Consider the following 19,565-nt stretch of genomic DNA (forward strand, 5'->3'; position numbering starts at 1 on the left):
ATTTTTACTCCTGTTCCGGATTGCGTAGGTAGTAACCTACGCCACGACGAGTCACCAAATAATTTGGATGACTTGGATTGTCTTCAATTTTTTCGCGCAAACGACGAACTGTTACGTCAACTGTGCGTACATCACCAAAATAATCATAGCCCCACACTGTTTGTAATAGATGTTCGCGAGTCATTACTTGACCAATATGCTTGGCTAAATAATGCAATAGTTCAAATTCACGATGTGTTAATTCAATGGCTGATCCATATTTTGTTACCATATAAGCATCAGGATGGATGGTTAAGTCACCAATTGATAGCTCTGTATTGACAGGTTCCTCAACTTCTTTTCCTGCAGAAGAGCCACGACGTAAGTTAGCCTTTACACGCGCCACAAGCTCACGATTTGAAAATGGCTTCGTCACATAATCATCAGCACCTAATTCCAAACCTAACACTTTATCAATTTCAGAATCTTTAGCAGTTACCATAATAATAGGCATATCATAGGTTTTACGAACTTCACGTGCCACTTCTAATCCATCCATTTTAGGTAACATTAAATCTAGTAAAATTAAATCAGGTTCGATTTCGTTCACTTTTTCAAGTGCTTCTTCCCCATCATACGCTGTATATACTTCGTAACCTTCTTTAGTAAGATTAAACTTTACAATATCTGAAATCGGTTTTTCATCATCTACGACTAATATTTTTTTCACAAAAAAGTCACCTCGTTCTTATTTATTATACGCTCACATCTTGACTATCGTGTCTATTATACATGATTTTGCTTATGGTTTCATTAAAACACCTTTTGCTAATTTTTTTCTAAAGTTTTTCTTATAAAAAAACAGACTCATAAAATTGAGCCTGCTTCGTATCAATCTAATAGTTGAACACCAATTCCCAAAAGACCAGGTCCTGTGTGCACGACTAGAGCTGGTGAAATTGGACCAAACAAAATAGATTCTGCATTTGGAAAGGTTTGCTTCACTAAATCGTATAGCCATTCACCTTCCTCCATTGCATCTCCTTGAGCGATTGCTAGACGAAACGATGGTCGATCACCAACAAATTCTTTAACAAGTTTTACCATATTTTCTAAGCCTTTTTTACGTCCACGTGTTTTCGCAACTGTATGATAAACACCTTCTTCATTACAAGAAATAGTCGGATTTAATTTTAAGGCGGTTCCAATAAGCGAGGTAACCAACCCGATCCGTCCACCTTTTTGTAAGTATTCTAAAGTTGCCACGTTAAAATAAACACTGGACTCTTTGACTTTTTTCTCTAATTGCGTAATCAATTCCTGCCATTCCATTCCTTGAGAGATTAACTCTGCTGCGTGAATAGCTTGTAAGCCTGCACCAATCCCAATATTTTTTGTATCTAAGACAAATACTTCCATATCTTGCTCTTGTCCTAATAAACGTAAAATATTATACGTACCACTTAAACCACTTGAAATGGTGATAGCAACTACTTTTTGATATCCTTGAACGGCGATTTCATCAAAAATTTCTTGAATTGCTTTCCCATCAGGTAAAGAAGTAGTGGGAACTTCTTCTTTTAAACGCGCATAAACTTGCTCAGGTGTAATATCAATTTTGTCGGTATACGCACGCTCCTTATAAATAATTTTAAGGGGGATCATAAATATTCCATAAGCATCAATTATTTCTTGTGGGACATCTGTTCCCGAGTCTACTAATAAAGCAATTTTTTCTTTAGTCATTGTTTTCACCTTTTTCTAAATATTGACTTTCTATTTCAATTACTTTTTCAGCAAGTAATTTGTTCGCAAATGAAGCAGTTGCTGCTTTAACTGCTAGATATTCTACTGCAATTTTCTGAGCTTCCTCATGTTCAAGTTTTCCCATTGCTTGTAAGCAAACACGTTGAACTGCTTTTTCTTGTTCTTCGCAAAAAAGATTATATGCATTGCGAATCCCAACTACTTTTCCTTGAAATAAAATACCATTTTTAATTTCTTGAATAGTTAGTACCTGTTTTAATAGCGTAATGGCTATTAAAAATGCGACATGGCGACGTGTATACCGTTTTTTTTCTGGGGGTGGAATCATCCCTTTTTTAACATAGTTGTTGACCATTGATGATGTTAACAAAGCATGTTTATCAATCCGAATAACTGGTGATAAGTAGCGGTCCACCAAGGTAATTACTTGATCCATATATAAATCTAATTCGGGTAATTCATCCCATCGAGGCAAATGAAAACTGATAAGCGATTCGCCCCATTCACAAATATCTACTTGTAGCTCCTCCAAAAAAACACACCTCTTTTTAAGATTCAGGAAATATAATTTATATGATTATTATATCTAGTTTCAAGAACTAGGTAAAGTAAAAAATATCTGCCAACAGAGATTTGGCAGACATAGGTGTAAAATGAAAAGTGTTAAAAGCTTATTGATATGTACAATAATAATAGCTATGAATAAGCTATAATGAAAAATATTTATGATAAAAAAGAATATTGCATCCTCAAAAAAATCTGCGTATGATAAAAAGAAAAAAGGAGAAAATTATGTCGATTCAATTGAAAAAATGCACGTTAGAAGACCTAAAGAAGTTACAAGAAATCAGTTTTGAGACTTTTCATGATACCTTTGCCAAACAAAACTCACCTGAGAATATGAAAGCCTATCTAGATAAAGCTTACACTGATAAAAAATTAACAGACGAATTACAAATGCCTCATTCTACCTTTTTCTTTTTATACAAAAATGATGTGATTGCTGGGTATTTAAAAATTAATACAGAGGATGCACAAACAGAGTCCATTGCAAATAACGCATTAGAAATTGAACGTTTATATATTCGTACGACTCACAAACGTCAAGGACTAGGTCGTTATCTCATTGATCAAGCAATTCAAATTGCATTGGCGCAAGGAAAAGAAATGATCTGGCTTGGTGTTTGGGAACATAATCAGCCTGCGCGTGCGTTTTATCAAACCATGGACTTTGTACAACAAGGACAACATTCATTCTTCATGGGCGATGATCAGCAAACCGATTTTATTATGGTGAAACAATTAAAGTAGTCACTACAAAGAGGACCTGCAATCACAGGTCCTCTTTAAGATTGACTAAAAGACTTCTAAAGCTTTTTCCAAATCCGCTATTAAATCAGCAACATGTTCAATTCCTACCGAAATCCTTAATAAATCAGGGGTTAGTCCATATGACTCACGCACTTCTTGTGGAATATCGGCATGTGTTTGGGTTGTTGGATACGTAATTAGACTTTCAACGCCACCTAAACTTTCAGCAAAAGAAAAGACTTCTAAAGATTGTAAAAAGTCACCAATTTTATTTTCATCAGTTACACGGATACTAATCATAGCACCGAGACCCACATATAAAACCTCTTTAATTGCTGCGTGCTTCTGTAACATGCCAACAATCGCTTGGGCATTTTTTTCTTGTTGATTAAAACGTACTTCTAGTGTTTTTAAGCTCCGAACGAATAACCAGCTATCAAAAGCACTCAATGTTGGTCCTGTTGTGTTCGCTAACCAAGCTAGTTTCTCACCCAACACTGGATCTTTTGCAACGACAACACCAGCTAAAATATCGTTATGCCCTGATAAATATTTCGTTCCTGAGTGGATCACCACATCTGCACCTTCTTCTAATGGTCGTTGGCGTAAAGGTGTTAAAAATGTATTGTCAACAATTAAAAGTGCCTCATGTTCTTTAGAAATAGTTGCTACTTCGCGAATAGAAACTTCATTCATCAAGGGGTTAGTCGGTGTTTCTAAGAAAACACCAGCTATTTCTTGAGTAATCTTTGTTTTAAAATCTGCTAAATCAATAAAATACTGAAATGTCGCTAATCCTTTTGCTTCGATATCATCGAAGTAACGAAAACTCCCCCCATACAAATCTCTAGAAACTAAAAATTTACTGCCTGCTGAAAAATAATTAAACACTAGTTGAATTGCACTCATTCCTGAGCTAGTTACTACTGCCTGGGCCCCAGATTCCAATTTGGCTAAACCTTCTTCCAAAATGTCGCGAGTTGGATTTTTAGTGCGGATATAATCATATCCTGTGCTTTGTCCTAACCCAGGGTGCGCATAAGTTGTTGATAAATAAATTGGGGCACTAATTGAACCGTTTTGTAAATCCGTACGATTTCCTAATTGAACCAAATTTGTTGCTAATTGTTTTTCAGTCATCTATTTCCCTCCTAATAAATAAAAAAAAACATCCCTTTGTAAAAAGCAATTGCTTTTTACAAAGGGACGAATAGATTCGCGTTACCACCCTAATTTATACCATTCTCACAAATGATACCTCGACGATTCCTGTTGAAATCCGGCGATATAACGGTCGCGTCCGCATAAATAGCGTGAACTATTTACAAACTCAGAGCTCATCTTCACTTCGCTCTTCAGTCCCCTTTCTCACCAAACCGGGTTCTCTTAACTGAATCCTTAAGTTACTCTTCTCGTCAATGTTTTAAAATATGAGAATTAAATTAGATTATGACGATAGTATAGCGCTCATAATGAGAAAATGTCAATAATCTTTTCCATTTTTATTAATAACCGAAATGTTCATTAATAAAATAATGAACGCGAAAAATCGATTTTTTACTCGGAATATTCTCCCAGTAAAGAATCTTCTCTCGGTCAAATTCTACATGTTCATACTCTCGATCCATAATCACTAAATCTGTTTGTGGTGTAATGCTTCCTGTAACAGTCACATCCATATCAATCCCTTGGAATGCTCGCCGTTTAATCACTTCCAAACATTCCTCTCCAAATACTGATAAAATACAAATCGATAATGGTTTTCGTTCCTGTTCAATGTACTGACTAATCAGAAAGCAATAATTATCCAAGAGAAATGCTTGATTTTTACGTAAAATTTTATTTTCTTGTGTGAGCTGATCGACAATATGTTCAATTCGTCGTTCGATTTCGGGCAAAATAAACACTGAATCACTAATATCAATACCACTTAATACCCCCGCCCCTCGAAAAGTAAGTGCTTTGATATGTTTATGAATGAGGTTTGTATAAAGCAAGCCATAGTTTTTTGCTGAAATTTTCACAGGAAACTCTCGATAAAATAAACGAAACCATTGATTTGTCATATCTGCTGCCTTTAATTCATGCGTTTGACAGTAAAAAAGCATATCGCTAATATTTTTATTATCTTTTAAATGATACTCCTGAGCAAAAATAAAAATGTAAGCATAGGCAATCTCAGCTTTGATTTGTTGTTCAGTTATATGACGAAAAAATAACGAACATACTGGACACAAAAGATTAACTAAGTAACCAAAATGCCAGCTATCTTTTAAAATTTCATGTTTTAAAATTGTGATTGGAACAAAATGACCTTGTTTGATACGAGTAATGATAATTGCTAGATCATATAATACCTTTTCTTTTTCAACCAAACTCAGTTTTCTTCCACGAATATATTCGATTGGTTTGATTAAATATTCTAATACTCGTTTATGTATTTCTGAAAAAGGCCAAGCGGTTCCGCTATACGAATACCAAAAAAATTCAGAATAAAAAAAGCGAAATTGGAGTTCATCACCAGAAATAGACGCTTTCTTATTGGTCACAAAACGTAAATCAAACTGGGCTAATACTTCGTTTAAGCTGTATAATTTTTTATAAAGTGTATTGTAAGATACAAAGTGCGTCTCAGCAAATTTACGTAAATGAATCGATTCTGAATAGAAAATTTCAATCAACGCTTGATACTGCAAACTTTCATTTAAATAATGTAATAAAATTTGATGAAGTGAAAATTTCTCTTTTGCTACTAGATAAGTCGTTGTTTTCCTTGTTAAAACAGTTGCTTCTGTTACTTGCCATTCATCGAATTTCTCTTTAATTTCTTCTAAATCTCTAATAATCGTTGGTCGTGAGACATTTAAACGCTGACTTAACACGTCAAATGTCACGCCATTTTCTTTGTTCAACATAATCAAAATTTCAACTTTTCTTCTTGAATTGCTATCTAAAAACTTTCTCATGATTTTCCCTTCATTCCTCGTGAATTAAAGTAGAAACTTTATCATCTCATTTAATAAAAAACAATTTATAAATAAATATAAAATAATTTTTTAACATTTAATAACGATTTACAAACCATCTACTAACGTCCAGGTAATCATTCCAGTATAAGAAGACTGACTTTTCAAATTAGACGTTTCTACTTTTAGTTTAAATCCTTTTTGCGGCTCATATTGTAATTTAAATGCTCCTTGATGAAGGGTGTCATTAGTATAAATAATATGGTCATCGCCAAATGTTATTTTCTGATTATCAAAAAATAACGAGGCAGGTAATTCTTTATTATCCGCATCTACAAGTGGTGAAACAGTTGCGACAAGCTCCCACTTTTGTTTATTCACATATTCATCAATACCTTCAATTATTTGTTCATTGATAGTGGTTAACGTCATTTCATTCGATTGAATAGGATTGCTCCCAAAATCAAGGTTTGGCACTGAAGATAAAGATAGCATTGGTTTTTTCACCTTAAATGACTGTTGAGGGATTGTTGTATCTGGTAATGCATATTTTCGATTGGCATCACTAGTCCCTTTCAATGTTCCTGTATAATCAAATGTTCCTACTTTATTAAAAGTTACCGGAATTGACATTGTCAAGCGATCATTTTGGCGTAAAACGGTTGATGCAAGTGCTGTACTATCTATTTGTTTATCATTTATATTTGTCTTAATTTTTGAAGAATCAATTGTCCAAGAATCTGGAATATCAGGTGTAAATTGTGATGGGTAAAACGCACTTGTGCCAGTATTTTCAATCGTATATACCAAATTACCCGAGTCTTCCCAAAGAAGTTGCATAACTTCTTTGTCAGCTTTTGTTATTGTCGCAGTCATTGCTAACGTAGGTAATACAGGTACCTTTTGAGAAGTCTCTGCTTCTTTTCCATTCAAATATGCCTTCGCTTTAATTGTTTTTCCTGGTGTTAAACTTTTCGATAAGGCATACGTATACTGACCTTTTTCGTCTGCTTGCACGTGATATTTTTGTGTACTTGTTTCATTTGGTGAAGCCAGTGTCGGCTCGGGTAAGTTTTCTCCCTCAAAAACAATCATTGCATGTGGATTTGTTGTTCCTTGAAGAACTTTACTTGCAGGATCATTCGGATTTCCTTGAAGTTCATTTAATTGAATTGCTACGTCTGGAATATAACTAAAGCGAACACGTTGAAAATTCTGAGTACGATAGTTTGTAATTAAGTCTTGACTGACTGCTTGCGACAAGCTAGAGGCTGTCACTGATGATTGCACATTTCCAGCGGTGTAGGGAACTCTCATGTCAAATACTGGATTCCATATTTTATCTGGAGCATTCGTATTGTTTCCCTTATTCCACGCTTCGACTTTTTGAATAGAAGAAGTAAAAACACCTGGATTCATTGAAACCAATGTCATCGCACCGGTCATATTTTGTGTATTTAAATCAACTAATTTAGCGTTATTAAAATCAAAGGTACCATTCCCCTCTACATAAACAACCGCGATATTTCTAGAATCTCCAGATAGATTCACCGTAAATGTTCCGCGTTCATCAATTTTAAACGAGCTGTATGCTTGAGCCCCAATCACACTATTGGAATAAGTTGCCCATAAGCCTGTCCGACGTGCAGTTCCATCAATTGAAAAAATAGCGTCTGAGGAAACCGTAAATGTTGTATTTGAAGCCAATTGTACGATACTCCGGTCGGAACTTGGACTTTTATCGTTCACATGAATAGCCAATTTAGTTCCATTTGTTACATTTACCTTACTGCCTGCATTTGCAACATATAACGCTGTTTGGTTTCCAGATTCACGCGTATTAATCGTAATTTCAGCATTTTCTCCTGTTTCTAAAGATCCTCGCAAATCTACGGCATAATTACCATTTTCACCGCCTGTTCCATTAGAAGTTAGCGACATTTTTGCATTATTTCCTACTCGTAACATCCCAGAATTATATAATTCTAACACTCCAGCATTTTCTGTAACACCTTCATAAACAGCATTATCTGCTACTGTAATGTTACTTGATTCAATATTGACTTGATTGTCTAATGTATTAAACATTTGATTATCCGCAGGTGAGTTATATTGATTGACCGAAGAATTGCGAACTGTTCCTAAAAAAATAATGTTATAGTTTTGGGAACAAGTTAACTGGGCGCCAGTATAAGTGATATTCTCATAAGAAATTGTTCCCACCCCGTAGGAATTTCCATTGCTTTGTTGCGTATTGCCATTGTAACGAAAAGGTCCCCAATAATTTTGTCCATAAATAGTCATGTTTTTTATTACAATATCTATCGATTGCCCTGCTGGAATATTTGTTAAATTACGATACCCAGTCCCACGAAAGTCAATGGTATGACTATTCCCATCAATCGTTAAATTTCTCAATGGAATAGTCACATTTTTTTGATGTCCACTTCTATTAGTATCATCAGTATTATAAATATTTTTTGTAACAGAAATTTCTGTCACTGTTATATCGCTTACGGCTGCTTCAAATTCTGCCCAATTTTCAACTGTTCGAGTGGTTTCATCGTTTCTCATTGCTTGAGTTGATTTAGAAGATGTTTGTTCAGAGGAAGTAGTTTCTGATTGTGTGGTTTCTGCAAGCTTATCTTCACTAGAAATCTCAGTTTCTGTATTCGATTCACTCGTTTCTACTACTGTCCCTTCCGTTACTTCAGCGCTATCTTCACTTGAACTCACTGCTGCTTGAGAAGATATTTCAGTAGTTTCATCTATAGTCGTATCTGTCATTTCTATAGCTGATATAGTTTCTTCTGTGCTTTGAAAGGTTGAATCAAGAGTTTCTTCATCAGTATCTGCATATATCGAAATAATTCCTGAATAACTTAATAAAAGCAATAACACAAACGCGCTTCTTTTCATCTCTTCTCATTCCTTTTCATTCAATCATTTAATTTCATCTATCCTTCATTTTACTGAAATTTCCCTGAATGAATTTATATCTTTTTTTCACTTTTTGATAACTAAAATAAAAATAATTGAAAAAAAACAAAAAGAAAGCTTACAACAGCAAGAAAAACAACAAATAATCTAAGGACTATTGAAGAATACCTACGTTGACGTGAAAAATTTTTCTCGTTATCTTTACAACAAGAGGCCTCATTTACTTAACTAGCGAAAGGAGGAAATGAGTGAAAAAAATACTAGTATTCTTTATCTTCTGTTTTATTTTTGGTCAGTCATTACCCGTATTTGGCGAAGAAGCACAAATGGATTATCTTATTACCGTTAATTTACCTGATAACCAAAGAACAAAAGATAACACTTATTTTGATTTACAGATTACACCTGGAGAGAAACAGACGATAGCTATCGAAATCGAAAACACCAGTCATCAAAAGAAAAAAATCGTCGTTGAGGCAAATGATGCCACGACTAGTGACGGGATCACAATTGCTTATAGCTACACGGGGAATGAATTACTAGCAGACCCAAAGTTTTCACAAATCATCACCAAAGAGCAACAACAACGCATAATTGAACTAGCTCCTAATGAGAAAAAAAATATCACTTTCGATTTGACTTATCCTAAAGAAAAATTTGCTGGTTATATTTTAGGAGGAATTCATGTCTATGAACAAATTGAAAATCAGCAGCAAGAAAATCAAACAATTAACTTTTACAATCATTTTGCTTATTCGATAGCTGTAAAACTACAAACCTCTGATAAAAAGCTCACTCCAAAATTAACACTTGGAAAAATTAAACTTGATACAGAAAATAATCATCCGATTGTTAAAGCTGAACTTAGCAATCCAGTTGCAACGATGATTGATAATTTAGCTATTGATGCCACCATTTCAAAAGATGGTAAAATAATTGAAACGTATCAATCAAAATATGGAAAAGTTGCGCCTAATTCGATGTTCCATCTCATTGTTCCCTTATTAAAAGGAACATTAGCACCTGGAACATACCATTTTTTAGGAAACGCTGTAGCTGGCGATTATCACTGGGAATGGGAAAAAGATTTTGAAGTAGCAGGAAAAGATTATCAGTTGGTTGAAAAAGAGAATGTTGCGCCGAAGAGAACCCCCATCTATTGGTTGATACTTGCAACAATTGTTGTTTTCATTCTATTACTTTTACTAGTTATCATTTATATCAGAAGAAAGAAGGAGAAATATAACGATGAAAAATAAATTACCTTTAACAGGAGCTCTTTTGAGTCTCGCCTTATTAACAACAGCCCCACAATTTGTTGCAGCAGAAACATCTGCTGCGACAGTAAGTTTCACTGGTGATGATAATTCTCCAACAAATCCAGTAGACCCAACAAATCCAGATAATCCGACCCCTCCTGATCCAACTGATCCAGGTGATCCAGATAATTCAGGTACCAATTCTGCTGGTCCATTAAGTTTAGACTATGTATCAAATTTTGATTTTGGTAGCAATAAAATCTCTAGTACGACTCAAACTTATGCTGCAAAAACTGAACACCCTCGCATTCAAGTAACTGATAAACGTGGTACTGGTGCTGGTTGGGAAGTTCAAGCAGCAATTTCAACTATTAAAACAAGCGATGCAGATGTATTAGCTGGTGCAAACTTAAAACTAACCAATAAATCGGTCATAACGAATAGCCAAAATACTAGTACAGCTCCTGTTGCAGCAGATATTACTTTAAGTAGTTCACAAAAAACAGTTTTTAAGGCAAATAAAGATGCTGGTTTAGGAACGTGGTTAGATAATTTTGATAAAAGTGCATCTGTATTAACCGTTTACGGAGGAACTGCTAAAGCTAAAACATATAATGCCACTATTACATGGACACTAACTACTGGTCCAATAGAGTAGGAAAATAAACTATTTCAAGAGTACGTGGCATAATAAAACGAACCTGTGATATAAGAAAAAACAAGACAAAAACATCCAAACAAAATAGAATGATTACGCCAAACCAAGGCGCAATCTTCTATTGTTTGGATATTTTACGGTCACTCTACTTATGTCATAGACCTGTTTACTGTTACATAGATTTCTACTAAAATTTCTTTTCCATAAAAAAGAAGCCTTCAAAGCTTTTTAATAAACGGTATAGTTCCAACATTTTTCTTGAAAACAATCCCCATTGTCTGTTTCTAGAATACTTAAACTTGTATTAGCTAGCATCCCTGCTTCGCGAATCTGCGTAATATCTTTTCCTTTTAAAGTCTGTAACAATGTTGTTAATGTTACCCCATGACTGACAATCAAATAATTTACATTTTTCGTATAATCTAATTGCTGAATGAAGGATTTCCCTCTTTGAATTAGTGTAGGATAGGATTCACCCAGAAATTCAGTCGGGTCATACTGCTCAGGATGATAACGCAAATTATGCAGTTGCGGATGACCCTCTTTAGAATCAATCGACACCCCATCCCAATGCCCAAAATTAATTTCTTTTAGTTTTTCCTCTTTAATTAAATTATCCGTTGACAATTGATTTTCCTTTAAAATAAATTGTGCTGTTTCTACTGCACGTTTTTGTGGACTAACGTAAGTCTTTTCAAAATGAACATCTTGTAAAAATCTTCCTAATTCACTTGCTTGCTTCTGTCCTTCTGGTAATAATCCATGATTTGAATAACTTCCATTAAATGCGTGGCATGCATTATTTTCAGTTAAACCATGACGTACAAAATATAGTTTTGTCATAACTACCTCCTCGTAATTATTATAAGACAAAAAGTAAAAAAAGAGCAATCCACAAAACGTTAATTAAATGTTTTGTAAATTACTCCTAATCATTATTAGTTAAACCAGCCTTCAAAGAATGATTTAATTGTTGACCAAAGATTCGCAAAAAAACCTTTTGTTTCTTCACTATTTAGTTTTTCTTTAGCGTTATTGATGAAGTCCTTACCGTTTGTCATTAAGTCGTCTTTTAAAGTTGTTAACTGTTCCGTAATTTGTTCGTTATTAATAACAGGTGCTTGCGAGAAATTATACATTGTGTTGGATAAAGAAGTCACTTGCTCAGAAGATAATGTATCCCCTAGCCCTTGAATATTTAACTGTTCTATTACAATCTGTTGAACTTTTTCTCGACCTTGGTCCTCGTTCATTTTTGCTAGTTCCTCTTTGATTTTTTGTAATTCTAATTTGATTTCAGCTAAAGCAACAGCTAAATTATCATCTGAGAAGTTCGTATTCTCTTGGTTTTCTTTAGTAATTTCCGAAACAACCGCACTCTCTTCTTGCGCAACTTCTCGGTTTTTTGCACGCTCTTGTGCTTCTTGCTCATCTGCAGCAGGATCTACTTCATCATAAATCTTATAAATTCCTGCTAAGGCACCACTTCCGTCCATTACTCGAACTGAAGCAATGCGAATATCCGCATCGTACACACCACTGGTAATCGCTGCATTACGATAATTAGCTTCTGTACGTGAAGTAATATTTTCAGGCGTTTCAATTGTCACATCTACGCCTGAACCGTCTTTTGTGCGTACCAGATATGCACTTGAATATGCTTTTGAATCAGAAGTGAATGAATCAATGTCTGTCACATATTTGACTAAATCATCGCCATTAACTACAAACGTATTGTACGCTTCCTTTTCTTGTACCTTTAGCTTTTCAAGAGTTTGTGTTTTTTCTTGTTCAGTTAAGCCATTTCCCAAGGCCACGCTTGGAACATCCCAACCTTCATCTTTGACCTTTTGTATTTGCTCGTCAGTATCAGCTAAGACACCTACACTGGTGACCATTAATCCTGCTTGAAAAACGGTTGTACACAAAACTGTATTAGTAATGATTTTTTTTAATTTCATCAAATTATTCTCCTTTAAATATAAATCTACTTGTTAAGTATTGTAGCGATAAAACTAGTAGAATTCAAAAACAACTGGCTTTTTCTACGAAACTTAACAAAAAATTGATGAACTTTAACTAAAAATTAGTAAATTGGATGGGTTAAAAACTAGCCAATTGGTTGTTTTCATTTTTTATTTTAGCTTTTATAATAAGCAAAAAAGGATGTGACGAAATGACAAAAATAACCTTAACAATTGGTGGTTCTGATACATGGGGGGGCGGCGGTATTCAAACTGATCTAAAAACTTTTGAAAATTTACATCTATTTGGACTATCTGTACTTACTTGTGTTGCTGTAGCAGAAAATGACGACTTTGTCATTCGCCCTCTTCCCGTTTCTCTTATTCAAGAACAATTACATACGATTGAACAATCTTTTCAACTTGATGGCGTAAAAATTGGTTTATTAGCCAGCGTTGAAATTGTAGAATTGATAATTGATTTTTGTCAAAGAAATCAGGGAAAATTCCCAATTATCTTAGACCCTGTCTTAGCATTTAAAGAGACAGAGCAACAATTACAACAAGAGTATCTTCAAAAAATTCGGGAACTAGTCCAATTTGTTGATCTGGTAACACCTAATTTAAAAGAAATGCAGAGATTGATAGAAAGTTCTGATATCCGTTCACTTTCAGATATGGAAACAACGAGTCACCAATTCATTAGACAGATGAAAACAGCGCTTGTATTAAAAGGTGGCCCGCATATTCTAACAGATCGTGCTATTGACTATTATACGGATGGCACGAATAGTCATTTTTTCCAAGGTCCAGTTTCACATAAAACCACCATTCATGGTGCAGGTTGTTGTTTTTCTGCGGCTATCTGCGCACAACTTGCGCAAGGAACACCTTTGATTGAAAGTATTGAAAAAAGCAAACGCTTTGTTTTTGAAGCTATTGAACACGGTCTTACCATTCACGATGCTGGCAACGTATGGCACGGAAATATTGAAGGGAGTTTTACTCAATGAATTTACAAAAAAATCTCGTACAACTTGCAATGATTACAGCTTTAACCGTCACACTATCCTTACTTTTTATTTTCCCAGTTCCTGCGACTAATGGTTTTGTTACCTTATGTGAGGTAGGTATTTACACTGCTGCTTTTTTATTTGGACCAATTGGTGGTTTTTGGGTCGGTGCACTAAGTGGTGGGCTGATTGATTTATTATCTGGTTATCCACAATGGATTCTTTTTTCCGTTTTGATTCACGGTATTCAAGGAAGTATAGCTGGTTATTTTTTTCAAAAAACTTGGAAATACAAAAATATCACTGGATTATCTATTGCTAGCTTCTTTATGGTCATCGGTTATGCCCTAGCAACTGCTTTGCTTTATACATGGCCTGCAGGTGTAGCATCAATTATTGGTAATATCGTTCAAAACGTTTTTGGCGGCTCCCTTACGCTAATGCTTATTGTCGCATTGCGAAAAATAAATTTCCCTTTAATGAAAGAAGGACCTAAATAATGGAAAAAGAAACTCTAATTCAAGATTTAACGCAAATAACAGACGAAGTATTGACTCAAGCAAATTTAAAAGCCGGTGATATTTTTGTCTTAGGCTGTAGTACAAGTGAAATTACTGGTGGTGTGATTGGTAAAAATCCTAGTAAAGAAATTGGAGAATGGATTATCTCGACATTAAAACAAATGCTAGACTCAAAAGGTATTTACTTAGCTGTACAAGGTTGTGAACACTTAAATCGTGCCCTTGTAGTCGAACGTTCTCTTGCTGAGAAAAAAGAATTAGATATTGTAACAGTTTTACCAAGTCTTCATGCGGGTGGTGCTTGTTCAGTAGCAGCCTTTAAATTTTTCAGTGATCCTGTAGAAGTCGAAGCAATCATTGCACAAGCAGGAATTGATATTGGTGACACATCAATTGGTATGCATGTTAAACATGTTCAAGTACCTGTCAGACCAACAAAAAAAGAATTAGGTGCCGCACATGTGACAGCTTTACGTTCTCGACCAAAATATATCGGTGGACCAAGAGCTAACTATCCCGAATAAAAAGAGGGCAGACTTATTCCAAGATACTGAAAAAGGGACTGTAACATAAACAGATTAACCGTAAAATATCCAAACAATAGAAGCTTGCTCCTTGTCGCAATTTCATTTCGTCTTGATTTGGCGTAATCATTCTATTTTGTTTGGATATTTTCGTCTTGTCTTTCCTTATGTCACAGGCCCGTTTTATTGTTCCCACTTAGATTTGTAAAACATGTCGTAAAAAGAAAGCAACTGCTTTTCAAGAGCTATTAGAGCGTTGCATTTAACACAAATAAAAGAATAGTTATCATTTAGCTTTTTTAAGTATTCCTGAATTATTCTACTCTTTTTTTACAATTACAGTAATCGCTTTCTTTGTTGATATAATGAACTTTCATCGATGGTTTTTTTCAAATTTCGATTGCTTTGTAACAGGCTATCCCTTATTCTATAATAGAAGGTATAAATCAACTTTAATGGGGTGGGAAAATGAAAAGGCTTGCTATTTTAACAAGTGGTGGCGATGCACCAGGAATGAATGCAACAATTCGAGCAGTTTTAAACAAATCGACATATCATGATATTGAAGTTGTTGGCGTGAATTACGGATTTTTAGGTTTAGTATGCAAAAGTTTTACATCTTTAAATTCTGAATTAGTGAATTCCTCCATTGCAATGGGGGGTACCATCCTTTATTCTTCACGCTATCCTGAGTTTGCTGAAGAAAAAGTTCAATTACAAGCAATTGCAAACTTAAAAGAAGCAAATATTGATGGTCTAATTGTGATTGGTGGTTGTGGGTCCCATAAAGGAGCACTTGCGCTTTCTAATTTAGGCTTCCCAACGATTGGTATTCCTGCTACCATTGCGAACGATATTCCTGGAACAGAATGTGCAATTGGGTTTGATACAGCTGTCAATACAGTTATGAGTGCCTTAGACAAAATTCGTGATACTGCGAATTCCCACGTCCGTACATTTGTAATTGAAGTTAAAGGTTTACGTTCAGGCGATTTAGCTTTATGGTCAGGTGTTGCTGGCGGTGCGGAATCCATCCTCATTCCTGAACAAGCCCTTGATATTAAGCATATAGCAAACAAGATTAAACAAAGTGTTGAACGCAAAAAGAAACACTGCTTAATCGTTTTAGCAGAAGGCGTGATGTCTGCTCCTGAATTAACAGCAAAATTAAAAGACGAAGGTGTTTTACATATTCGTGAAGTTGAGCTAGGTCATGTTCCTCGTGGCGGCTCACCATCCACTTTTGATCGTGTCTTAGCAAGCAAGGCTGGAGCTAGTGCTGTCAATTTATTCTTAGAAGAAAAATTTGGCGGTTGTTTATGTATTCAACATAACAAGTTAAGCCTTGTCTCTTTACAAGATGCGCTGGATATCGAAAAAAATTTCATTGATTTATCCTTACTTCCATTAAATGCATCCATCTCATATTAAACAACAAAGACCATAGAATGATAATTACTTCTATGGTCTTTTATCAATCATCAATCGTGACGCTCATCCTCTTTTTTGTTACAGTAGAATAAAGGAGGAGAAAAACATGTCAACATTTCATGCCCAACGTCAGCTTGATCGCAAGTTTGAAACTACTATTAAACGCATCCAATTGATTGGTTTTTTTTCAGAATCCGTCTTATTAGCAATAGGAATTGTTTTGTTCTTTTTGGACTATCAAATTTTTGCTTTGTTCCTTGCTCTTATGGCATTAGGGGGCTTATTTGTTTTCTTGAAGATTATTCCTGATAACATGCGCAAAAAAATTGAAACATTACAAACTATTCAACCATTTATCGAAATGGATAATCAAAAAATTCGTCATGGTAAAATTAAGATTCCTTGGGAGCAAGTATCAGCAGTTTTACGTGCTAACCCAGAGCATATTTCAAATGAGCATTCCCCTATCCAATCGAGTGATACCGTTTACATTTTATCAACGCAAGAACAAACGTCAAATAATCTTTCTTATTCATCTTTTTTTCAAAGTTATGGTGGGCATCCTTATCTGAGACTCAACATCTCCTACTTTGAGAAACCAGAAACCTTTCTCAAAGAACTAGAACAAATTATTCGAGAAAAAAATATTTCTTTTCTTGAAACAACAGATGCTCGCAAAGCAGAGAAATTCTTTCAGGAAACTTATAAAAATAAGCGCTGACATAAACCTAGTAAATAGTAAAACGAGACTGTGACATACATTGATTGACTGTAAAATATCCGAAACAATAGCATGATTTCACCTTGATTTGGCGTAATCATGCTATTGTTTCGGATATTTCCGTCTTGTTTTCCCCTGTGACATAGATCCCTTTTTATTATATTATCGACCTTTTTTTACCAAATACCTAAAACTTTCTGCATGAGCAAACTTACTAACATAATACTCACCCAACAACAAAATCCTAGAACTATCGGTTTCCCTCCCGATCTAATTAATTTCATAACATTAGTATTTAACCCAATTGCCGACATTGCCATCGTTATAAAAAATTTCCCTAGACTTGTTACTCCATCAACTATAGACTCATTCAAATTAATAACAGTACTAAAGATTGCCGCCAATAAGAAGTATAAAATAAACCATGGAAAAGTCTCTCTTACTTTCACAGTTGTTGCATTACTTCTTTTTGAACGGTAAATTGCTAGGCCTAATGTAATAGGAATAATAGCTAATGTACGTGTCAATTTCACAATTGTTGCATACTGTAGAGCAACATCGTTACCATGACTATTCGCCCATGATTGTCCTGCTGCGACAACTGAGGAAGTATCATTAATGGCAGTTCCTGCCCACATTCCAAAACCAATATCGCTTAGCCCTAAAAAACTCCCCAATGTTGGAAACATTAACGCTGCTAAAATATTAAACAAGAAAATAACAGAAATGGATGTTGCAACATCTTCATCTTTTGCATTAATAACTGGTGCTGTGGCAGCAATTGCAGAGCCACCACAAATTGATGATCCTACACCTACCAACGTCGAAACATCACTGGGAATTTTTAGTACCTTACTCACAATATAAGAAATCGACAAAGCAGTCACAATCGTGGAAAGAATAATCAATAAGGACTGGCTGCCCACTTCAACAATTTGGAATAAATTCATTCCAAAGCCTAATAGAATAATTGCGTATTGTAATACTTTTTTTGAGGTAAACTTGATTCCTACACTGAATACAGGATTTCTTGGAAAAAGTGCAATCAACATTCCTAATAAAATTCCAAAAACTGGTCCACCGATTAAAGGAAAATTTTTTCCTAAAACAGTTGCTAGTAATCCAATCACAACTGCCAATAGAACTCCTTGATAGTTCTTTTTAACAAATATCATTTCTCTCTTCCTTTCGTTTTCTTTGAAATTATCCTATCACATTTTATTTATAACGAAAAATTATATAATATTATATAATAATAACAAAAATTTATTGTAAGAGGGAAAATCATGTTAGATTTTCGTATTGAAACTTTTTTAGCAGTTTGTAAATATCTGGTTAAACGAAAACTATTGGCAACAATATTTAATTGGTTCTGGACGAATAAAACAGCAAGAAATGAAGGCTATTCATGAAAATTCATATTGAACGCAAACCTAAAAAAGAAAAACATCCAAACAAAAGAAAGTCAAAACCATCCACTTAGGCACTCACAAAAAGAGTGTCCTTTTTTTGGCTGTTATTGATTGGTAGCTTTAGTTTCGAGCTTTATAAAAACTTTACTGCCATTGAGACACACGATTCATGAGACAAAAATAATTGAACAAGTGCTTATTGATACCCCTGCCGTTGAGAGTTTTACTCTTAATTTTATTCAAGAATATTATTCTTGGTAAAATAACAAAAAAGCCATTGAACAACGACCTGAGCGAATCTATCGTTACCTGACTTCTGAATTACAAGAATTAAATGTAGATATGATTCGAACCGATATTCCAACGAATTATTCTGTCAGTGATTGTAAAATTTGGCGAATCGAAACCATAGATAAACAGAACTTTGAAGTAATCTACTCGGTTACTCAACAGATTACAGAAGACAAAGAAAATAAGTACAGCGTATCATCGTACCGTATCACTGTTCATCAAGATGAAGCAGATGATTTAGTTATTACCACCAATCCGACTATTTGGACCACTCCTCAAACGTCTGATTTTCAACCAGAATTTTTTGAAAACGACAACAGTATTGAAGAAGAAGTTCAACAAGAAATAATCTCTTTTTTTGGAAACCTTCTTTAAACTATGTCTTACTGCAAGTAGTAGCGAATTAACTTATTACATGCAAGAAAATACCTTACCAATGATTAACAAAGAACTGATTTCCTCGGAATTGATCTACCCTTCAATTCAAAAGAAAGAACAACAATATATTGTAAAAGTAACGGTAAGGTACTTGGATAGTGAAACTAGAAGTGAAATTGGCTTTCAATATTAACTAGTGTTGGAGACAGCAGATTATTGGAAGATTGTATTAGTTTTACAATGATCTAAAGTTATTATGACTATAACTGACTTTTTAGTTTTACGATACAAAGGGAAATATATTATAGTGATATTCTTTCTGTTTATTTTTCAGATCATTAGCACCTAGACTTATTACTTGTTGTAATTGATAAATTAGTTTCAATATGGTGGTGTATAGGCACTTTATAAGCAACGGATAGCAATTACT

20 protein-coding genes and 1 other annotated feature are annotated in these 19,565 nt (G+C 34.6%); of the genes, 11 read left to right on the top strand and 9 right to left on the bottom strand.

Features of this window, described 5'->3' with window-relative positions; translation table 11 throughout:
- Nucleotides 1–4 precede the first annotated feature (4 nt).
- The 3 genes from yycF to AC4BC5_RS03180 form a co-directional block, all read right to left on the bottom strand.
- Nucleotides 5–709, bottom strand: a complete 705-nt coding sequence (gene yycF / locus AC4BC5_RS03170; protein ID WP_016174435.1) for a response regulator YycF — start codon at nucleotides 707–709, stop codon at nucleotides 5–7.
- Between the two features lie 161 nt (nucleotides 710–870).
- A complete protein-coding gene (locus AC4BC5_RS03175; RefSeq protein ID WP_490496728.1) occupies nucleotides 871–1,725 on the bottom strand; it encodes a DegV family protein in 855 nt (284 codons plus the stop codon).
- Nucleotides 1,718–2,278 (bottom strand): DUF1836 domain-containing protein, encoded by a 561-nt coding sequence (locus AC4BC5_RS03180; RefSeq protein ID WP_490496729.1) that lies wholly within the window; start codon nucleotides 2,276–2,278, stop codon nucleotides 1,718–1,720. Before AC4BC5_RS03180 ends, AC4BC5_RS03175 begins: the two co-directional genes overlap by 8 nt.
- Nucleotides 2,279–2,538: 260 nt before the next feature.
- On the opposite strand from AC4BC5_RS03180, the gene paiA reads away from it, so the two are divergent.
- Complete coding sequence (gene paiA, locus AC4BC5_RS03185) at nucleotides 2,539–3,057, top strand: spermidine/spermine N(1)-acetyltransferase (protein ID WP_490496730.1); 519 nt, start codon at nucleotides 2,539–2,541, stop codon at nucleotides 3,055–3,057.
- A 45-nt stretch (nucleotides 3,058–3,102) separates the two neighbouring features.
- Here paiA and AC4BC5_RS03190 read toward each other — a convergent pair whose 3' ends face one another.
- The 3 genes from AC4BC5_RS03190 to AC4BC5_RS03200 all read right to left on the bottom strand — a co-directional run bounded on the left by AC4BC5_RS03190 (nucleotide 3,103) and on the right by AC4BC5_RS03200 (nucleotide 8,942).
- Nucleotides 3,103–4,197 carry an aminotransferase class I/II-fold pyridoxal phosphate-dependent enzyme gene (locus tag AC4BC5_RS03190; protein WP_490496731.1) on the bottom strand — a complete coding sequence of 365 codons (1,095 nt, stop codon included), beginning with the start codon at nucleotides 4,195–4,197 and terminating at the stop codon, nucleotides 3,103–3,105.
- 59 nt (nucleotides 4,198–4,256) lie between these two features.
- Nucleotides 4,257–4,485: a binding site (T-box leader), on the bottom strand.
- A gap of 77 nt (nucleotides 4,486–4,562) precedes the next feature.
- Nucleotides 4,563–6,023, bottom strand: a complete 1,461-nt coding sequence (locus AC4BC5_RS03195) for an AcpB/EbpR/MafR family transcriptional regulator (RefSeq protein WP_490496732.1) — start codon at nucleotides 6,021–6,023, stop codon at nucleotides 4,563–4,565.
- Nucleotides 6,024–6,131: 108 nt separating this feature from the next.
- Nucleotides 6,132–8,942 carry a pectate lyase-like adhesive domain-containing protein gene (locus AC4BC5_RS03200; protein ID WP_490496733.1) on the bottom strand — a complete coding sequence of 937 codons (2,811 nt, stop codon included), beginning with the start codon at nucleotides 8,940–8,942 and terminating at the stop codon, nucleotides 6,132–6,134.
- Nucleotides 8,943–9,211: 269 nt separating this feature from the next.
- On the opposite strand from AC4BC5_RS03200, the gene AC4BC5_RS03205 reads away from it, so the two are divergent.
- Both AC4BC5_RS03205 and AC4BC5_RS03210 read left to right on the top strand, forming a co-directional pair.
- A complete protein-coding gene (locus tag AC4BC5_RS03205; RefSeq protein WP_490496734.1) occupies nucleotides 9,212–10,222 on the top strand; it encodes a WxLIP family cell surface protein in 1,011 nt (336 codons plus the stop codon).
- Nucleotides 10,212–10,880: a WxL domain-containing protein gene (locus AC4BC5_RS03210; protein ID WP_490496735.1), complete on the top strand. Its 669-nt coding sequence runs from the start codon at nucleotides 10,212–10,214 to the stop codon at nucleotides 10,878–10,880. The genes AC4BC5_RS03205 and AC4BC5_RS03210 overlap by 11 nt, the downstream gene beginning before the upstream one ends.
- Before the next feature lie 228 nt (nucleotides 10,881–11,108).
- On the opposite strand, the gene AC4BC5_RS03215 is transcribed toward AC4BC5_RS03210, so the two are convergent.
- Entirely contained in the window at nucleotides 11,109–11,723 is a 615-nt protein-coding gene (locus AC4BC5_RS03215; RefSeq protein ID WP_490496736.1) for a histidine phosphatase family protein, read from the bottom strand.
- A 95-nt stretch (nucleotides 11,724–11,818) separates the two neighbouring features.
- On the bottom strand, nucleotides 11,819–12,841 hold the full coding sequence (locus tag AC4BC5_RS03220) for a DUF1002 domain-containing protein (protein WP_490496737.1): 1,023 nt from the start codon (nucleotides 12,839–12,841) through the stop codon (nucleotides 11,819–11,821).
- A gap of 215 nt (nucleotides 12,842–13,056) precedes the next feature.
- Here AC4BC5_RS03220 and AC4BC5_RS03225 point away from each other — a divergent pair, with 215 nt between their 5' ends.
- From AC4BC5_RS03225 to AC4BC5_RS03245, 5 genes are all read left to right on the top strand, one after another.
- Entirely contained in the window at nucleotides 13,057–13,857 is an 801-nt protein-coding gene (locus tag AC4BC5_RS03225; protein WP_490496738.1) for a hydroxymethylpyrimidine/phosphomethylpyrimidine kinase, read from the top strand.
- On the top strand, nucleotides 13,854–14,357 hold the full coding sequence (locus AC4BC5_RS03230) for an ECF transporter S component (RefSeq protein ID WP_490496739.1): 504 nt from the start codon (nucleotides 13,854–13,856) through the stop codon (nucleotides 14,355–14,357). The genes AC4BC5_RS03225 and AC4BC5_RS03230 overlap by 4 nt, the downstream gene beginning before the upstream one ends.
- On the top strand, nucleotides 14,357–14,902 hold the full coding sequence (locus AC4BC5_RS03235; RefSeq protein WP_490496740.1) for a TIGR01440 family protein: 546 nt from the start codon (nucleotides 14,357–14,359) through the stop codon (nucleotides 14,900–14,902). Before AC4BC5_RS03230 ends, AC4BC5_RS03235 begins: the two co-directional genes overlap by 1 nt.
- Before the next feature lie 468 nt (nucleotides 14,903–15,370).
- A complete protein-coding gene (locus AC4BC5_RS03240) occupies nucleotides 15,371–16,333 on the top strand; it encodes an ATP-dependent 6-phosphofructokinase (protein ID WP_490496741.1) in 963 nt (320 codons plus the stop codon).
- 106 nt (nucleotides 16,334–16,439) lie between these two features.
- The gene (locus AC4BC5_RS03245; RefSeq protein WP_490496742.1) at nucleotides 16,440–17,054 is read left to right on the top strand and encodes a hypothetical protein; all 615 of its coding nucleotides are present in this window, start codon (nucleotides 16,440–16,442) and stop codon (nucleotides 17,052–17,054) included.
- A 176-nt stretch (nucleotides 17,055–17,230) separates the two neighbouring features.
- On the opposite strand, the gene AC4BC5_RS03250 is transcribed toward AC4BC5_RS03245, so the two are convergent.
- On the bottom strand, nucleotides 17,231–18,229 hold the full coding sequence (locus AC4BC5_RS03250) for a YeiH family protein (protein ID WP_490496743.1): 999 nt from the start codon (nucleotides 18,227–18,229) through the stop codon (nucleotides 17,231–17,233).
- Nucleotides 18,230–18,340: 111 nt separating this feature from the next.
- On the opposite strand from AC4BC5_RS03250, the gene AC4BC5_RS03255 reads away from it, so the two are divergent.
- From AC4BC5_RS03255 to AC4BC5_RS03265, 3 genes are all read left to right on the top strand, one after another.
- Nucleotides 18,341–18,466: a hypothetical protein gene (locus tag AC4BC5_RS03255; RefSeq protein ID WP_490496744.1), complete on the top strand. Its 126-nt coding sequence runs from the start codon at nucleotides 18,341–18,343 to the stop codon at nucleotides 18,464–18,466.
- Nucleotides 18,467–18,775: 309 nt separating this feature from the next.
- A complete protein-coding gene (locus AC4BC5_RS03260) occupies nucleotides 18,776–19,132 on the top strand; it encodes a conjugal transfer protein (protein ID WP_490497492.1) in 357 nt (118 codons plus the stop codon).
- A gap of 40 nt (nucleotides 19,133–19,172) precedes the next feature.
- Nucleotides 19,173–19,328, top strand: coding sequence for a hypothetical protein (locus AC4BC5_RS03265; RefSeq protein WP_490497493.1), 156 nt, complete (start codon nucleotides 19,173–19,175; stop codon nucleotides 19,326–19,328).
- The last annotated feature ends 237 nt before the right edge of the window (nucleotides 19,329–19,565 follow it).

Source organism: Enterococcus sp. AMC2644, assembly GCF_058216475.1.